This is a genomic window from Aneurinibacillus migulanus, from assembly GCF_001274715.1.
Classification (GTDB): Bacteria; Bacillota; Bacilli; order Aneurinibacillales; family Aneurinibacillaceae; genus Aneurinibacillus; species Aneurinibacillus migulanus.
On the sequence record NZ_LGUG01000004.1, the window covers coordinates 2,334,096 to 2,351,406 of the forward strand.

The window sequence follows — 17,311 nt, forward strand, 5'->3', positions numbered from 1 at the left end:
ACTTACAAAAAATTAAGAATTTAAACATGATTTATATATTGCAAACATTGTTTTGTATTTAAAACAAAAAGATTTGGGTTACAGGCAGTAAACAAAGAAACAAATTATATTTTGGGAGACCCGGCTGTTCGCAATGTAGCGAACGAGCTCTCCGTTTTTTCCGGATATCGCTTTACGAATAGTATAAATTGTTAATTTGCAAAGGGAAAAGGTGAATGCGTAGGCTTTTTCCATCTTTTTTCTGTAATGAAATTTATCGTAAAGTACGATGAATCCAGACGGCCAGCTGCAAGGAAACGGCATCCTGAAATACTTGCGGATCATATCCCGTATTCTGTTTAATTTTTTTTAAGCCGGTATATTAATGTATTGCGGTGGATGTATCGTTTTTTCGCTGCAATTGTTTTTCAGATGCGCATGAAGCGAGAATGAATAGTCGATTTACGCTTCACTCTGATTGAGAGGTTAAGAGAGACTGGATAATCATCATTTCGGTAATCATTTGTACGATTTCACGTGCTATCTTTTCCGTTAGCATAATGTATGTCACCCTTTGTAGGCAGATATTATTTATCATAAACAAAATAAAATAAATATTTCAATTCACACCTGTTGATCATCCATATATTGGAATAAATAAGATGCACGCGTCGGCGTGTTCCCTCGTCTTTTTCTCACAAGGAAGGGACACGGCCGCTTTGTAGCGCCAAGGCCGGACCGGCAAAACATCTGGGTATGACGGGGCAGGAGACAGTTGCCGGTCGGTTTCGTCCTTGGCGCTACACGCTCCACACAGAAAAACAAAGGGGACGTACGCCGTACGCATCCTTCTTTTCTATCCATCTATGGATACCAAGGGTGTTGATTGTTCCGAGAGGAAAAGACCACCACAACGGGACACAAACAAGGCCTTTCGTCTCCCTTCCCAAGCGCATGCCCCGGCCAGGCGAAAGAGGACAGCAACTGTCTCCCTCTTCGCATCTACCCAGATGTTTTGCTGTCCCGCCTGGCCGGGGTAAAAAGCAGCCCTCTACGCTTCCGTGCGGGAGACGAACTGACGCCCGTTTGGGGTACGGTGTGGTGGCTATCCACTCTGGATCGTACTGGATAATCAACACCCTTGATTTCAATTATTGTTTGTTTGCAGTGACTAATGATTTCTTGTTTCTTCTCTCACTATAATAAATACAAGTATTGAAAACGTATTAAGAGAAGGATGTGTACTATGAAAATTGTGATTGCACCGGATTCTTTTAAAGGCAGTATTTCTGCCTGGGAAGCATCCGTAGCGATAGAACGCGGGATTAAAAAAGTATTGCCGGAGTCGAATACGGTTTTGGTTCCGGTTGCGGACGGCGGGGAAGGGACGATGAATAGTCTCGTTGTGGCCACTGGCGGGCATATAATCGAGCATACGGTAACGGGGCCTCTGCATACGCCGGTGCAGGCCGCCTATGGCATTCTTGGTAACGGGGAAACATGTGTCATCGAAATGGCCAGCGCATCAGGGCTGTGCCTTGTTACAACAGAGCAAAGAAATCCGCTTATTACAACGACATACGGAACCGGCGAGCTTATTAAAAAAGCGATGGATGCCGGATGTCGGAGATTTATTTTGGCGATTGGAGGAAGTGCTACCAATGATGGAGGAAGTGGGATGCTTCAGGCTCTCGGGATGAAGCTGTTGGATGATGCAGGAGATGAGATTGGCTTTGGCGGAGGAGAGCTAAGGCGTATTGCAGCTATTGACACACGGAATTTTGATCCGCGTATTGCCCAAGCGGAATTCCTTATTGCAACAGATGTACAGAATCCGTTTATTGGCCCACATGGTGCTTCCTATGTGTTTGGACCACAAAAAGGGGCAACACCGGAGATGGTAGAAATGCTGGATGGTTATTTGACCCATTGGGCGGATATTATCGAGTCCAAAACAGGAATCCGCCTTCATGAAAGACCGGGTGCAGGAGCCGCAGGAGGGATTGGCGGTGCGTTTCAGGCTTTCTTTCCCAGTATAACGAAGCGGGGAATTGATATTGTTATCGAGTATACGAAGCTGAAAGAGAAGATGGAAGGGGCTGCTCTCGTCTTTACTGGAGAGGGACAGATTGACTTTCAGACTGCTTCAGGAAAAACACCGATGGGTGTAGCGCAGGAAGCACGGAAGCATGGTATACCTGTTTTTGCTTTGGCCGGCTCTGTTGGTCCTGGCATCGATGTGTTGTATGAACAGGGAATTCATAGTATCCATAGCATCACCAACGCACCGATGACATTGCAGGAAGCGATGGAGGGGGCGGCGGAATTATTGGCATTTACCTCAGAACAGGTGCTTCGCACCTATCTGGCATCACAAGTCTATCGTGACATCCTCTCTTCACCAAAGTAGAGAGCTTCCCTGTGGAAGTTCGGTGGCGACTTGCTCCAGCATCGACATGACAAGCAAACAGAGAACATCTCTGTTCTGGAATGCCAAATCGATGACATGTCGGGAGAACACTTTGGCTACGTGCTTCCGAAATTGCTAGAAGCAGGCGCTTTGGATGTATTCTATACATCGGTATACATGTTCTGTTATCATTTTATCAACGATATAAAATAGTTTACGAAGCTTACACAGACCTTTGTATTTATTGGTGTTCTCTATCATGTACAAAAACATTATTGCAAACTATATAAATTTTACAAGGAGTAGAGAAAATGGAAAGAGAACAAAATCACGACGTTTATAAGAATATTACGATCCCCCTACTTTGAATATGATTATCTAAAGAATTGATGTTTTTAGTAACAAATGAAGTAGAAGAGAAGTATGGAAAAGAATTAGTAAAAGAGTAAATTAATAAATTGATAAAGACGGATGATAGTATTCTTATTATATAAATCACACTTAATATTTTGACAGGGGAGCGTGGTTGGAAGTAGGAGATTCAGAAAAAGAAGAGATTGGATGCGCCCTGCGATCCGGCAGAAGAAAGGCAAACGTGTCTTTTTCTAGCCTCTGATTTTCTTCTTCTTTTCTTACCTCCTACCATAAACATTTGTCAATTTATCAAATCAGATGTATATAGAATAAACACTGTGACGAATGTAAGATAAATTAGTGAAGGAAGAAACGAAATGACAAAAAAGTTGACGGATTTGTCACTAGAATATTTATGGGGATTATTCCCTGTTAAACTAGAATCATTCAATCCATTATGGAAAAACTGGTTTGAGGAAGAAAAAAGATGTATTATTACCACCGTTGGTAAAGAGAATATTGAACGGATTAATCACATCGGATCTACATCGGTGGAAGGATTGGCAGCAAAACCAACAATCGATATTTTGCTTGAAATTACTAGTGAGTGTGATATTGATAAGCTAAGAAAAAATCTTGAAGATATTGACTATATTTTAGAATACCAACCACAAAAGGTTGCTCCACACTTGATGGGAATGAAGGGGTACACCATCAATGGGTTTGCTGAACGAGTTTTTCATTTACATATTCGGTATGCGGGAGATTGGAAAGAGCTGTATTTCCGAGATTATCTGCGAGAAAATCCTACAGTTGCAACAAAATATGTTGAACTTAAAACAGAGCTGAAAAAGAAATACGAGCATGATAGAGACAAATACACTGATGAAAAACATAATTTTGTAGAAAAGTATTCTTTAGTTGCTATGCATGAGTTTCCAGGAAGGTATCTGACCAAGTAGGTCGTTTTAAAATAGTTATTGGCATGGCAATTATAAACACTGCTACGCCAATTTTTTATTTAGTCAATATCATACAATAAAAGTTGAAAAATACGTGCTACACTTACTTTCATATATAGCAAAAAGAGGTTGTTCATATGGTACAAGAGGAAAGAATGACTCGCTTTGATCATGATTTACAAATTGAAGCCTATCATTTTCATGAAATTATGCAAATATTACATTAATTTCACCAAAAGATGCAGTAGGAATTTACTTTATTAAAGAAATTACATTAACGTGAGTTTTCTAGGATAGGAAGCAAGTATGGATTTTCCACAAGGATGAGAACTACTTGTTGTGTTATGACGTTTAGAAATATACGTACTGTACATGTCACCTAAAAGACAATCTTTAGATAGTATAATCGATAAGCCGAAAAATATCAGAATGGAGGAGATATTATGAAAAAGAAATGGCTCTTAGTTGGTCTAGTATTATTGCTTTCTCTTGTTATTCATGTTGCTTATGCTGCCAGTGAATTGACTATCCTTATTCATGGGAAAAAAGTGACATCAGATATACCGGCTAAAATTGAAAACGGAACAATACTCGTTCCCCTTCGTGTGATTGCTGAAAATTTAAATCAGAAGGTTCAGTGGGATCCGAAAACAAACACAGTTACTATTGAAGAAAAAATGCAACAATCAGAGATTAAGCGAATGGTTGTTCAAAGGGATAAAGATATTTTTATAGCGGGTAGTCTAGGAGGTTCCGATAACCATTCGGCCGCCAATCAAGCCCTTATTTACAATTTGTACACCCTGTACAATGAAGTTTACAGAGGGTTTTTGAGTACTGATTTGGGCACCGATATGAAATTAAAAACAGAAAGTGATTTGCCCTTTATAAAAAATAGTGAAGCAACCAAGGAAGGCGCAGCTAAAGAAAGCTATACCTTTATAAGAATGGTTAGATCCCCTTATATAACCCAGCCTGGCCAAAACGCTCCTTCAAGTAAAGATCTTGTTTTTTACCTTGATCCCAAAAATCAAAACGATCTTTATATAGCAGTTCAGAACCCCGAGCAAGTAAAAGAATGGACAACATATACTGTAAAGGGGTATGGACTCTGGTTACAAAAGGAAATTGACATTTATCTTCGTGGTTCTAGAGGATTGTAAACAGAATGAACCTCCATTGTTTGGATATAGACAAGAGAAGTTCATTCATTATCAATTGATAGCGTGAAGGCTCCATATATCAAATAAGCGAAGGGCGTCCTACCGTATAAAATCTGAATGACAAGCTAACAAAAATAAACATAGGAAAGTGTGAGATTACTTTATACAAAAAAAATTTACCTTTTTATGAACCTAGGTCCCCTTCTCGCCATCTAAACTTATGTAACAAAAATAAAGGGGACAAAAGGAGGCCTCACAATGTGATTATCAAGCACAGTATTGAGCAAGATGTTTGGATTGCTAAGCATGGAGACGATGATACCTCTGGTAGGCTGATTCAAACCTGCAAATGCAACCTGTATAGCGAGTCGCTATGGTAGATAAATCCATTACTGTATGTATATGAGCTAGCGTTGAAAAAGTAAGTTTTGTTCAACATTTTGCAAGAATTAAGCCGATGGATTTAAACGACCTAAGCAGTTTACGTTACCTATTTGCCTATCAAAGAGGTCACACAATCATTATTAACAGGTAAATTACCAAGAGTATATAGGAGTGATAGAATGCCAGATGTTCATTTTCGAAGAATTAACGCTAAAACTGTTCTTGAGATATGTAATCTGAGCGATACCCTTTCTGAGGTTCAACGAGAAATGGTTGCAGATAATGCCGTATCTATAGCTCAAGCTTATTTCTCTGAAAATGCATGGTTTAGAGCGATTTATGCTGATGATGATGCGATCGGCTTTATTATGTTACATCAGGGGGCGGATTATGATGATGAGATAGACGTCCATGGAGTTTATTTATGGCGTTTTATGATTGCGGGTCCCTATCAGGGAAAAGGGTATGGAAAACAAGCAATGGAAGTACTTGTAAAGCACTTAAAAGGGCAAGGGATTAACGAGATAATGACAAGTTGTGAGGTTGGAGAGGGAAGCCCTATGAGCTTTTATACTCGGTTAGGGTTTACACCGAATGGGGAGACCTTTGGAGAGGAGATCGGACTAACACTCAGGTTTTAATGAATATTTTAAAAGAGAAGGAGATTATACCTGTGATTTATAAACTTGATAAGAAAGATTATCAAAAAGTAAGAACGTTGTTACGAACACCCGAGCAAAAAAATGATTTAATGCTAAATGCAATCATTAACGGTACGAACAGAGGAACGATTTACGTAGATAATATCGAGCAACCCCAAACAGCATTGGTAGATGAAACAGGAGTAATTAGCATTTTCATCGGGGATGCTGCCAATGAAAAATTTATCTATCCTCTACGTGAGTTTATTGATAATCAATTGAAAATAGATACATATGAGTCATGTGGCGGCACGTATTTTCTTGCGCTTATATCTGATGAAAACTGGGAAAAAGTCATGAAAAAGGTGGTTTCACATAGAGAGTATGAATGGGATTATGAGCATTACTTCCAGTTTAATCGTGAGAAATTCAATGCTCTAAAAAGCGGCTATAAACCTCTGCCGAAGGAGTATACCATTAAAAAAATTGATGCTGAAGTTATTAATAACGACTCGGATAAAATAATTTTTAATGTTTTAGATGAATTTTGGTATTCAGTGGATGATTTTCTTCAACAAGGATTGGGGTACTGTGTACTGAAAGGAGATAAAATAATCAGTGCTTGCCTGTCCTGCTGCGTAAACGGAAAAGATCATGAGATAAGTGTGGAAACATACGATGAAGAAGAAATGAATAAAGGGCTGGCAACGTTGGTATGTGCAGCATATTTGGAGCATTGTATGGAAAATGGGCTAACACCACACTGGTCGACACTTGAAACGAATGTGGAATCAAATCGATTAGGAGAAAAATTAGGGTTTGAGTTTAAGTCGAAATGCAAAACACTTGAGTTTGAGTTTTAAAGTATGAATATTCGTTTACACCATAAAGAAATATGAAATAGAAAGGGAAGAAGTGGGTAAACCTGATTGCCTATGGACACACAAGCAATATGTGCTATGCTTGTGTGTTTCAGTGCAACAGTATTTACTTAAATCTTGAGAGCGTGTATCCCTTGAGGTTGTCGGGATTTTCGCGGCAACCTTTTAGGCTTGGTGACAGGGACGAAATGTGATCGGCCTAAACCCAATCATATGCTTGAGTTTTTACGGCCAGTCGATTCGGTAGTAGTAACGGATTGAACGCGCCTTTCTCGCTCAGCAAAAGATTTATTAGAAATCATGGAATTGATTGCAGCAAAGGAGACTTATTTACAGAGTCTAAGGGAATCCTGGCTCGATACAACATCTGCACATAGATAGAAAGGTGCTATGTATTTTATTCGCGGACATTGCTCATTTTGACGAGATTTAATTGCTGAGAGGAAAAAAGAAGGTATTTTACAGCAAAAAAGCGCGGAAAAACATTAGAAAGGCCAAAGGTGGGCCAAGAGAGGATTGACTATGCGTTATACATAATTAATCAGGGCTCTACCATCTCGGAAGCTGCTGAAAAAGCAGGATTATCTCCAATGACTCCCTATCGAGAAGCAAACCAAAGCATGTGATCAGAAAGAGGGTGTCCCAAAAGTAACTTTGGGGCACCCTCTTTTTGATTCCAGGAAAATATCTCCTGATACTTTCTTGACGGAAGAATATGTAAACCTTACCGGAGGGTTATGAATGAATACAAGAAACCTCACTCTTTATTTCGTTTGCTTTTATATTCTTTGGTCTATAAAGGAGACTGTGTTTTATTATTTCCCTGTCCCTCTTCTTGTATCTCTCGTCATTAAACTCTTAAACATTAACACGAGCTTAACTGCATGGTGTCAGAGTAAGGTAATCGTAAGATGGCGTTTAGCTTCAGGTAATTATAGATTGGTACAGTATTCCTGAGGTGAATATGATGACAGATATAAAAGGTGAGAGATTACAAATCATTGACGGAATACGCGGATTAAGCCTTGCTGGAATTTTAATGGCAAATATGCTCATCTTTCAATATGGTATCTGGGGAAAGGAGGAAATCCATCTCTATTCTCCATCTAAGATGGATTCAGTAGCGTACACATTCACGAAAATTTTCATTGAAGGCAGCTTCATGCCCATTTTCGCTTTTTTATTTGGCTTTGGGATGATTAAAATGAAACAAAGCCTAGATAGGAAAAACCTAAAGTATAAACGGTATTTCTTTCGAAGATTTTTGTTTCTTTTAGTCGTTGGTTTTCTACACTCGACATACCTCTGGGAAGGAGACATTTTATTTTTTTATGGGTTGATGGGCCTGTTTCTTCTCATATTTGTCGGCCGAAAGAAGAAAACATTACTACTCTTGGGAAGCACCTTGCTTCTTCTGTTCTCCTTGCTAGGATACGGGAGCCAGCAAGATACGCTTGCAGATCCTGTAGCAATCGAGGCATATGTTAAGAAAACCATTACTGTCTATAGTACTGGCACATACGAAGAAATTAAATATCATCGCAATAACGTTGAGCCTGGCCACTTACCTGACTATGTATACCTATTCCTTTTACTATTTGCCCCTTTCTTTACTGCTCCAATGTTTTTGTTTGGAATGTATGCGGCTAAGAATAACTGGTTTAAGGAACCTGACAAGAAAAGACAGATGTATCTGAAGGCAGCTATCTTTCTTACTTTGTCTGGCATACTACTCAAAAGCGCTCATCACTTTTTCCCGCAGCTTTCCTGGACAGGTGTTGCAGATTTACTGGGAGCAAGCATATTAGCATTTGGATATATATTTGTCTTCGCTTTTCTTTATACACGATTTGAAAACTCTTTCTGGCTTAGGGGTTGTAACTGTGTTGGGAAATTATCACTGTCCAATTATTTGTTGCAAACGGTGATTTGCACTACCATTTTTTATGGATACGGATTCGGCCTATTCGGAAAACTAGGCGTTCTGACAGGAATTTTTCTGTCAATTGGGATATTTATGCTCCAAATTATCGGTAGCTATTGGTATTTGAAGCGGTTCAAATATGGTCCCTTAGAGAAGCTTTTACGAATGTGGACGTACTTTTCTTTTTTAGGAACATTGATAAGAAAGAAAAGTTCTGTCGATGAACCAACAACATATAAAGCATAAAATTTACCCTGATCTAATGGGCAGTCAGATGATTGCCCATTGCCGAAATGATTTTTTGCACCAGCTTTCCATGAGACTAGTGAGTGAAAACCAGTTTATTTGTCTTGGAGACAGATATCCAATATGCGGAAAAGCTATAAGCTTGCAAAATTGATTATTGACAAATATAAAAATGAAAGAGGAGATACTTAATGTTATATAGTTTTTTGATTACTATTGTAATACTAGTAATTCAATTTTTTTTATCGAGAAGAAATAATGTTTATTTGGGTGCTATCTTGCCGGTTGTGTATTTAGTTACGCTTATATATCTATGGTTTTCCGAGACGCTTTTCATAAAAAGCACTTTACTTGCTGCTTTTGCAGGATTAGCCGCTTTATTAGGGATCTGGATTAATGGAAGGGAGTCTTTAAAGAAAAAGTGAAATTCCATGACTTTAAATAGAGGTTCTGATTCTGACGTTTACCAAGGAATTTCCCAACATTGTTTTCGTTTATTGGATATATTTTTAAGGCTTGATAGCAGAGTAGTTGTATCGGAAAAGTGTTCACCACTCCCTGGCTTAACCATACGTATAAAGTCCCTAAATCTTGAGTCCGGTAGATTCATAAAAAACACTATCTTTTCATTGTTTTAGAGAAAGAATCGTTTTTTGTTTTGGAGGTACCGGAAAATTTTAGCTTGATGGGCATAATGTTTTATAAGGAGGGGCTTGTATGGAAAAAAACTATTGGCGTAGCTCGAAGGTATTTTTTATTGTTTTAAATATTTTTCTTGTTAGTTTTTCTTCCGTTGCTTCTGCTGATAACGGGGAGGCAACTAAGCCTATAGTAGAAAATACCGGTTATACGTTCCCTGCCGAATGGGAGAAACAAAGTGCAGTGTGGCTAGTGTGGGAATGGGATGAGTTTGGTGAGTCTACTACTGATGAACAGCACAAAGTAACCGCCCAAATTATTCAGGCCCTACATTTTCACAATGTAAAAGTTGAACTTATCCTTCAAACAGGAGGGGACTCCAAGGAAGAGGTTTTAAATTTTTTAAGCGCTTATAATGTGGACCCCAAGAAAATTAACTTTCGTGAATACAAGAAACCCTATTTATGAGAGTTATGGGACAGGGATAGAGCAAAGCCAATTTGTTGTTCGTCGTTATGAGTTATCGACTACTATGGGGAGTCGCTGGAAACGAGAGGTAGAAAGCGGAAAGCACTGAATAAGGTTGTCTGTGTCCAAATAATGGGGGGAATCCGCTTTCATGGCATTCTTAAATGAGAATAATCTATTAGTATTATTTAATTACGTTAAAAAAAGCCTGCTATTTAGCGGGCTTTACACTTTTAAAACCATTCTTACTGTTTTTAGGATATATCCATTAAAGTCATCGTCGAATTCAGAAACAACTTTGAATCCTTTTGCTTTGTAAAATGTTGTTCCGATACTATTGTCTTTTTCTACATTTATAAAAATCTCTTTTTCATCTTCTAAGTTTATAATGCCCTCATTCAGTAAAGCTGTTCCTATACCTTTCCCTTGGTACTCAGGATTTAAATAAATCGCTGTGAGTTCCGTTTCACCATCTTCTTTTACGGGAGAAAAGTTAGCAAAACCTACAATTTTTCCATCAACTTCTGCAATCCATATAAATGAATTTTCTAATCGTCTTTGCATCATCTCATCATTATAAGCGAATTTTAAGAAGCTTTCCTGAATTTCAAAAGGAATAATTCCTTCGTAAGTATAATTCCAACTTGCTTTAGAAACTTGTTGAACTTGTTGAATATCTTCCTTTTGCATTTTTCGTATAGTAAATTCCACTTGCATCAGCCTTTCTGTAATTAATACTAATATTTTTAAATATTGTAACTATTAATTTGCTTAAATTGGATACTCCACTGAATTACGATGATAGATAAAATGAAGCAAACCAATGCAGGAATGATCGTCACAACAGATTGGTTTGCCCGAAAAATATGGGCATGAATAAGCACCTAGGCATAAGAATTACAAACAGCACACCTACTCCAACAGCCAAATATCGATTCCAGACACCATAAATCACTGCTATACTCCCAATGAGTTCAAAAAATCCAGTTACAGACATGAACCACAAGGGATATTGGTAATGCCGCCAATGCTCAACCTGAAACGGCACGCGTAAAAGTTTTATAACATCTTCTGTTAAAATAAAAGCAGCTAGAAGTACTTGTATGACAGTATCTATCATTTGACCTTCCTCCTTTTCAATCTCTTGTGTGATGGCGCTTTCAGTTGCAAACATCCCGTACAACAAGAGATTGACTACCTGTAAGGCTAGACTTTCCGGCTCCTTGATTCTAGGTAATAATTGAGAAAGCGTAAGACGTTCCACGATTCCAAATACACATTCAGCTACGGTTTCCATCTCTAGTTCCGAACGAAAATAGCCCGCTTGTTGTTCCGTTCCCATGGAAGAACGAAATTTTCTTGCATAATCTGTGGTGCCGGAAGGTGGAGCATGGACGGGAATCGATAGCGCTATATGACTGTTTCGGCAGCCGTTTTTCTTTCTTCTGCTAACGGGAGTTATCTTCAATAACTATAAACACATGTATAGGAGAAATTGGATATCAAGTGTTTGTAATTTGTATTCCCATCGTTTTATTATGCCACAGGCTCTTGCCACTTTGGATTCCTATAAACAGGCAACTGCATAGGATAAAAGGGATAATGAAATTATGAGAGGAGATGGAAATATTGAGTTGAAAGATTATGGATCAAAACCATTTGTAGTGAATATTGACCAAGTTACTAAGCAAAACAATACTTACCGCACCGCTTTATGGACAGGGAAAAACTTACAAGTGACTCTGATGAGTATTAATGTTAGAGAAGACATCGGTTTAGAAGTCCATCCGATATCTGATCAATTCATACGTATTGAAGAAGGTCAGGGACTTGTTCAAGTGGGCGATAGCAAATATAAATTAGATTTTCAAGAAATGGCATGTATCGGATAATCCCAATTATGAAAGGTCATTACTGACATACGTGATGATATTCAATAAATGAACTATTGAGGTGCGATATATAGTAATTAAAATCTTTCAAATCTACATCATTCATTTTTCCTTACATCATTTGTAAGTGTTTCTAGTCTTTTATGCTGGCTATAATGTGTATAGCTCAATTCGATTATAATTTCGGAAAATGCTAATAAGAAAGGAGCCTTATGCAGTGGTCAGACAAGGAAAATTACTAGAGGTTCAAGACGTACAAAAAAACTACGGAAAGAAGAACAATATAACAAAAGCTTTAAACGGTGTTAGTTTTGATGTTCTTCCAGGGGAATTCTTAGGAATAATGGGACCAAGTGGTTCTGGTAAAACGACATTATTAAACTGCATTGCAACAATAATAAAACCAACATCTGGGCGTGTACTTTTAAATGGTAAAAATATCAGTGCTTTTGACAGTAAGGATTTAGCTGAGTATCGCGGTAGTCGAATTGGATATTTGTTTCAAGACTTTGAATTACTGGATAATCTAACTGGACAAGAAAATATACTATTACCATTATCTATTCATGGGGTGGATTTTACAAAAGCACGAGCTAAATTAGATGAGCTAGCAGGTTTTTTAGAAATTACAGATATCCTTCATAAATTCCCATCTCAGATGTCTGGGGGACAAAAGCAAAGGGTAGCTGCTGCACGTTGTTTAATTTCTGATCCAGATATCGTTCTTGCGGATGAACCGACAGGGGCATTGGACACACGCTCTGCAAGAACTTTAATGAATAAGTTGGAAGGTATTAATAGAAGTAGAGGAAGAACGATTTTAATGGTCAGCCACGATCCTAGTGCAGCAAGTTTTTGCTCAAGAATCCTTTTCATTCAAGATGGTGTCATATTTCATGAACTGCGTCGCAAACATGATGAGTCACAAGAGAAATTTTATGAAAGAATTTTGCAGTTACTAGCTCAGCTTGGGGGAGGAAGCGCAAATGTTCTCTAGGCTGATTTATCGTAATGCGAAACGAAATCGTAAGGAGAATTTAATTTACTTTGCAACACTTGTAACAGCAATAGCGTCGTTTTATATCATTCTTTCACTTGGTAGACAAGATGTTATTTTATTCTTAAAGGAGTTTGAAAATGATTCGATCGATAAACTTTTAGCTCAAATGCCAATTGTGTATCTATTTGCGTTATTTTTATTGTTTTTCTTGATTTTATTTGCTAATCGGTACCAATTAAATCGAAGGAGTAAAGAGTTTGGACTCTATCTCTTGTTAGGAATGCGTAAGAAACGCCTTGTTCTTCAACTCTTAGCAGAGGGGTTCATTACTTCTATTTTGGCACTCATTGGAGGCATCTTAATTGGCGGATTTTTAGCAGAAATAATCAGTTTGACGGTTTCTAAACTAGTCGGACAAGGAATTATCGGTCATCAAATAAGCTTGTCGGTAGGTGCGATTTTCTTTACCATAATCGGTTTTTTATTCATTCAGTTTATAGCACTAGTCATTCTTGGTGGAAGATTATTTAATCAAGAAATACATCAATTACTTTATGAGCAAATGGATAAGAAACAAGATATGGGGCATTTTAAAGGCAACGTACTCAATATGTTAATAGGTTCTGTCTTATTAGGTGTTGCATATTGGATTGTTTTATATCGTTTTATGGATTTTGCAGGACTGCTTCTGTTTGTGGCATTGGTTCTCGGAAGTTTAGGAACGATCCTTTTTATGAGGGGATTTGGGAAATTACTAGGCTTATTGGCAAGCTTGTTTAAATATAAATCTACTAAAGGTCTACACACATTTACATTAAGGCAGTTTCAAGAGAACGTAGCCAATAGATCTACTTCTGTTGCAGTAACATCTATTCTAATCACATTGTCTATCATTTTGATAGCAGATGGTGCTTCAACTTTTATAGGTTTAGAAAGTGTTTTTACTAGGGGTTCCTCGTTATATGATTTTACTGTTAATGGGGATAAACAAAAGGTTAAGCAATTTCTTACTTCAGAAAAAATGGTACCCTATGTAGAGGACTTAAATCTATTAGAAATTGGGAAAATGAAATACAAGGATGAACGTGGGGAAGACGACTTCCCTTTGTCGTTAGTAGACTGGTCTGAATTAAGAGAGCAAATTATTATGGCTCTGCCAAGCAACTATAAAGAGCAAATTTTATCTGGAGAAATGCAGAGTTACAGTTTCAGTTCGAAAAACCCTGAAGTACTGAATCTGTTGGGGGCCCTAGAGACGGATACAACAACACCTTACCTCATTCCTGAATCATCTTATAATGGTCTTTTAGGAGCTATAGGAAAGAAACCGTTGAACCTACGCTCAGATGAAATTGCTTTATACTTTAATCCAGATTTTATGCCTATGGATAATCTAGAAAGCATGCCTGTACTAGATACTATTCTTGAAAAGGCTGCAAAAGAAGGGCAAAATTTGATGAGCATTAATGATCAGGCAATATATATACACCCATCAATTCCAATGAGAGGATTAGTAGCAGACCGTTCAGTACCAATTTTTTCAGCATTTATCGTCCCTGATCATATGTTTGAACAATTATTAAATACGGAAACCTATGTGTCATATTGGAATTTTCGAATCCCACAAAAGCTGCAAGATCAACAAGGTTTAATGAAACCAATGATGGAGGCTAGAGATTTATTAAAACCTTCAGGCTTCAAGTTTGAAAGTTATTTACAAAACTTTGGACGTAAACTTTTCTATGTTGTTGCTGGAAGTTATGCGACGCTATATATGGGATTCTTATTTTTGATTATTGCTTGTACGGTATTAGCTTTACAATTTTTGACACAGATGAAGCAGACCGGACAACGCTATGTAACGCTTTCTATGTTGGGGGCAAAACGTAATCAAATGAAAAAATCTATGCATAGACAGGTGTTGTTGACCTTTCTGTTACCTATATCTCTTGCATGTGTGAGTGGAGCTGTTGGTATAAGGGCTATGATTTCATTTGTTATTATTCACATCGAAGACAAAGCGTTACTTTATCCTATTGCCCTTACCTTTGCATGTATTGTAATCGTAATTTTGGTGATTTATGGAGTAGCAGTTGCCCGTTCAGCAGATCATGAGATAGATAAATTGCGGTGGAAACCAAATATAGATTAAGGAACCGTTACATTTCACATCGAAGGGGGTGCTGAAGTGGCGAGGATTACAATTGTTGAAGATGATTCATTGATGAGAGAAGAGTTAATGGATATATTGCAAAAAGCTGGTTATGAAGTGGTAGCAATTGCAGACTTCCATGATATAGTTGCTCAAATAGCCACTTTGGCACCAGACTTAGTCTTATTAGACATCAATTTACCAGAACAATCAGGATTTGAAATTTGCAAAAGTCTAAAATCAAAAGGAATTGGTCCAATATTGATTCTTACATCTAGAGATAAGTTACAGGATGAATTACATGGTCTTAATTTAGGTGCAGATGATTATCTCACAAAACCATGTAATCGAGATAGATTGTTGGCGCGCATTCAGAACCTGCTAAGAAGATTTGAAGGACAACCAGGCTTGATAGATGGCGGCAGTTTTTCACTAGACCCAAATACCTTTACTTTGTATAAGGGATCTCAATCGTTATTATTATCAGCTAATGAAGGAAGAATTTTATTGACTTTAGTGCAGCATAGACCTGAGATTGTATCCAAGTCTACATTAAGTGAACTTTTATGGGGAACAGACCAATATATAGACGAAAATGCACTTCAAGTAAATCTGACTCGCTTGCGAAAAACACTACGACAGTTAAACTTGGAGAATCAAATTGAGACGATAAGGGGTCAAGGTTATCGACTTAGGGGTAGGTGAAGCCATGAAATGGATAAAGCAAATCTATGATTGTTTTCATGCTTATAAACAATGGTTTCTTATTTTAATTACTACAGATCTTCTATTTATCTTTTTAGCTTGGTTGGCTTACCCAGAAACCTTTAAGGTGTTAGTAGGACTCATGATTGTTTTTACGCTAGCAATGATATCGTTGTCTGTATTCATTATCATTAGGAAGCAAAAAATAATCGAAGCTGCGTTTCAAGATTTTTTATTAGAGGCGAATGAGACGAACGAAGAAATATTATGTCAAGTATCTCCTAAGACATATTGGCCGTTTATCCGTAGAATGGGGAGCGTCATAAGATCATATCAGGCGGAACTTAATGAGCAAGTTACCCAGTTGACCGATTATGAAAACTATATAGAAGGATGGGTTCATGAAATTAAAAAGCCTCTGTCATTGATGACATTGGTATTAGATAACCGTAGTGATGAAATGTCTCCCCTTTTTAGACAGCGTATGCTTCATATTAGAGATCAAATGTTTGGAGACGTAGGGCGAATTTTGTATTTTGCAAGACTAGGAGCTACTCATAAAGATTATATTTTTGAGTCTATAAACTTACTCGCATTTTGTAAACAGACAATTGAAGACCATCAAACACTACTAGATGAATCCGGTTTTCAAATACAGTTTATAGGTGAAGAGATGGAAATTTTATCTGACCGAAAAGGGTTAGCTTTTATATTAGAACAAATAATCGCTAATAGTACGAAACACGTTGCACAGAATCAGGATCATCCCATTTTGGAGTTTGAAACGGTTTATGACAAAGTGAGTGATCAAACCATTTTACATATTCGTGATAATGGACCTGGTGTATCTGAAGAAGATTTACCATTTATTTTTGATAAGGGCTTTACTGGAGGGCGAGGTACTTATACAAGGCAAGCAACGGGGATGGGACTCTTTTTAGTAAGCAAGATGGCTTATGATTTAGCCATTCAGTTGGATGCAAAATCAGAGCTTGGTTCAGGGCTGACCATATCACTAATCTTTCCGCATGTGAAACAATAAGCTATCAACCACACATTAATGAGTTAATGCCTAGATCATGAGACGGCAGAAAAGCACCACCAACACAAAAAAATGGGGGGTGTAAAAGTTGGAAAAAAGATATATAGTTTTTCTCAAATTGTGTTTAGGTTGGGTGATTATACTATCGACTTACCTACTGACATATTCCGTACCTTTCTTGATTGGTTGGAAGGTAAAGCATGTTTTGGGCATTTTATTATTCAGTCTTCTGTAAAGGGAACAGTAAAACTTTTTATGCGTTAGGTTTTTTGGTTCCCTGTATTATAGAGAAGATTCTGATATATTTACTAAGCACATTTATTTATGATATTAATCCTTTGTATATTGCAAGTGTTAGAGGATAGTATACGCTCCAGCAGAACTATATGTATCGTATACAAATGGTTTATTTTCTATTGACAACAGAATCAATGAAGTGTGGAATTTGTGGCGGTATTTTTAATTTTTG

General features: G+C 37.6%; 15 protein-coding genes and 3 pseudogenes. 15 read left to right on the forward strand and 3 right to left on the reverse strand.

The window, feature by feature from the left end; genetic code table 11:
* Positions 1-338 precede the first annotated feature (338 nt).
* Entirely contained in the window at positions 339-401 is a 63-nt protein-coding gene (locus tag AF333_RS37425) for a hypothetical protein (protein WP_407638681.1), read from the reverse strand.
* Between the two features lie 334 nt (positions 402-735).
* Here AF333_RS37425 and AF333_RS35170 point away from each other — a divergent pair, with 334 nt between their 5' ends.
* From AF333_RS35170 to AF333_RS13235, 10 genes and pseudogenes are all read left to right on the forward strand, one after another.
* On the forward strand, positions 736-1,182 hold the full coding sequence (locus tag AF333_RS35170) for a hypothetical protein (protein ID WP_235496425.1): 447 nt from the start codon (positions 736-738) through the stop codon (positions 1,180-1,182).
* A gap of 43 nt (positions 1,183-1,225) precedes the next feature.
* Positions 1,226-2,389, forward strand: a complete 1,164-nt coding sequence (locus AF333_RS13195; protein WP_043063976.1) for a glycerate kinase — start codon at positions 1,226-1,228, stop codon at positions 2,387-2,389.
* Between the two features lie 30 nt (positions 2,390-2,419).
* Entirely contained in the window at positions 2,420-2,602 is a 183-nt protein-coding gene (gene larC, locus AF333_RS13200; protein WP_043063977.1) for a nickel insertion protein, read from the forward strand.
* Positions 2,603-3,120: 518 nt separating this feature from the next.
* A complete protein-coding gene (locus AF333_RS13205) occupies positions 3,121-3,705 on the forward strand; it encodes a GrpB family protein (protein WP_043063978.1) in 585 nt (194 codons plus the stop codon).
* A gap of 443 nt (positions 3,706-4,148) precedes the next feature.
* A complete protein-coding gene (locus tag AF333_RS13210) occupies positions 4,149-4,868 on the forward strand; it encodes a copper amine oxidase N-terminal domain-containing protein (RefSeq protein ID WP_043063979.1) in 720 nt (239 codons plus the stop codon).
* Between the two features lie 563 nt (positions 4,869-5,431).
* Entirely contained in the window at positions 5,432-5,893 is a 462-nt protein-coding gene (locus AF333_RS13215) for a GNAT family N-acetyltransferase (protein ID WP_043063980.1), read from the forward strand.
* 32 nt (positions 5,894-5,925) lie between these two features.
* The gene (locus tag AF333_RS13220; protein WP_043064251.1) at positions 5,926-6,756 is read left to right on the forward strand and encodes a GNAT family N-acetyltransferase; all 831 of its coding nucleotides are present in this window, start codon (positions 5,926-5,928) and stop codon (positions 6,754-6,756) included.
* 192 nt (positions 6,757-6,948) lie between these two features.
* Positions 6,949-7,400, forward strand: a pseudogene (locus AF333_RS35175) (recombinase family protein); the annotation flags it as partial.
* Positions 7,401-7,738: 338 nt separating this feature from the next.
* On the forward strand, positions 7,739-8,944 hold the full coding sequence (locus tag AF333_RS13225; RefSeq protein ID WP_043063981.1) for a DUF418 domain-containing protein: 1,206 nt from the start codon (positions 7,739-7,741) through the stop codon (positions 8,942-8,944).
* A 717-nt stretch (positions 8,945-9,661) separates the two neighbouring features.
* Positions 9,662-10,051, forward strand: a complete 390-nt coding sequence (locus AF333_RS13235; protein ID WP_043063983.1) for a hypothetical protein — start codon at positions 9,662-9,664, stop codon at positions 10,049-10,051.
* 225 nt (positions 10,052-10,276) lie between these two features.
* Here the strand turns inward: AF333_RS13235 and AF333_RS13240 are convergent, their stop codons facing one another.
* Positions 10,277-10,762 (reverse strand): GNAT family N-acetyltransferase, encoded by a 486-nt coding sequence (locus AF333_RS13240; RefSeq protein ID WP_173585717.1) that lies wholly within the window; start codon positions 10,760-10,762, stop codon positions 10,277-10,279.
* A gap of 35 nt (positions 10,763-10,797) precedes the next feature.
* Positions 10,798-11,171, reverse strand: a pseudogene (locus tag AF333_RS13245) (DoxX family protein).
* A gap of 505 nt (positions 11,172-11,676) precedes the next feature.
* Here AF333_RS13245 and AF333_RS13250 point away from each other — a divergent pair.
* The 5 genes and pseudogenes from AF333_RS13250 to AF333_RS13270 all read left to right on the forward strand — a co-directional run.
* Positions 11,677-11,931 (forward strand): annotated as a pseudogene (locus AF333_RS13250) (cupin domain-containing protein); the annotation flags it as partial.
* 229 nt (positions 11,932-12,160) lie between these two features.
* Complete coding sequence (locus AF333_RS13255; RefSeq protein ID WP_173585715.1) at positions 12,161-12,940, forward strand: ABC transporter ATP-binding protein; 780 nt, start codon at positions 12,161-12,163, stop codon at positions 12,938-12,940.
* The gene (locus AF333_RS13260) at positions 12,930-15,095 is read left to right on the forward strand and encodes an ABC transporter permease (RefSeq protein ID WP_043063986.1); all 2,166 of its coding nucleotides are present in this window, start codon (positions 12,930-12,932) and stop codon (positions 15,093-15,095) included. The genes AF333_RS13255 and AF333_RS13260 overlap by 11 nt, the downstream gene beginning before the upstream one ends.
* A gap of 36 nt (positions 15,096-15,131) precedes the next feature.
* The gene (locus AF333_RS13265) at positions 15,132-15,800 is read left to right on the forward strand and encodes a response regulator transcription factor (protein ID WP_074714830.1); all 669 of its coding nucleotides are present in this window, start codon (positions 15,132-15,134) and stop codon (positions 15,798-15,800) included.
* A 4-nt stretch (positions 15,801-15,804) separates the two neighbouring features.
* The gene (locus tag AF333_RS13270; protein ID WP_043063987.1) at positions 15,805-16,842 is read left to right on the forward strand and encodes a sensor histidine kinase; all 1,038 of its coding nucleotides are present in this window, start codon (positions 15,805-15,807) and stop codon (positions 16,840-16,842) included.
* Positions 16,843-17,311: the final 469 nt, after the last annotated feature.

Bases quoted from the DNA above. Each gene is read 5' to 3' on its own strand.
- AF333_RS35170 (WP_235496425.1), top strand. From the start codon at position 736: ATGACGGGGCAGGAGACAGTTGCCGGTCGGTTTCGTCCTTGGCGCTAC.
- AF333_RS13195 (WP_043063976.1), top strand. From the start codon at position 1,226: ATGAAAATTGTGATTGCACCGGATTCTTTTAAAGGCAGTATTTCTGCC.
- AF333_RS13205 (WP_043063978.1), top strand. From the start codon at position 3,121: ATGACAAAAAAGTTGACGGATTTGTCACTAGAATATTTATGGGGATTA.
- AF333_RS13210 (WP_043063979.1), top strand. From the start codon at position 4,149: ATGAAAAAGAAATGGCTCTTAGTTGGTCTAGTATTATTGCTTTCTCTT.
- AF333_RS13215 (WP_043063980.1), top strand. From the start codon at position 5,432: ATGCCAGATGTTCATTTTCGAAGAATTAACGCTAAAACTGTTCTTGAG.
- AF333_RS13225 (WP_043063981.1), top strand. From the start codon at position 7,739: ATGATGACAGATATAAAAGGTGAGAGATTACAAATCATTGACGGAATA.
- AF333_RS13235 (WP_043063983.1), top strand. From the start codon at position 9,662: ATGGAAAAAAACTATTGGCGTAGCTCGAAGGTATTTTTTATTGTTTTA.
- AF333_RS13260 (WP_043063986.1), top strand. From the start codon at position 12,930: ATGTTCTCTAGGCTGATTTATCGTAATGCGAAACGAAATCGTAAGGAG.
- AF333_RS13270 (WP_043063987.1), top strand. From the start codon at position 15,805: ATGAAATGGATAAAGCAAATCTATGATTGTTTTCATGCTTATAAACAA.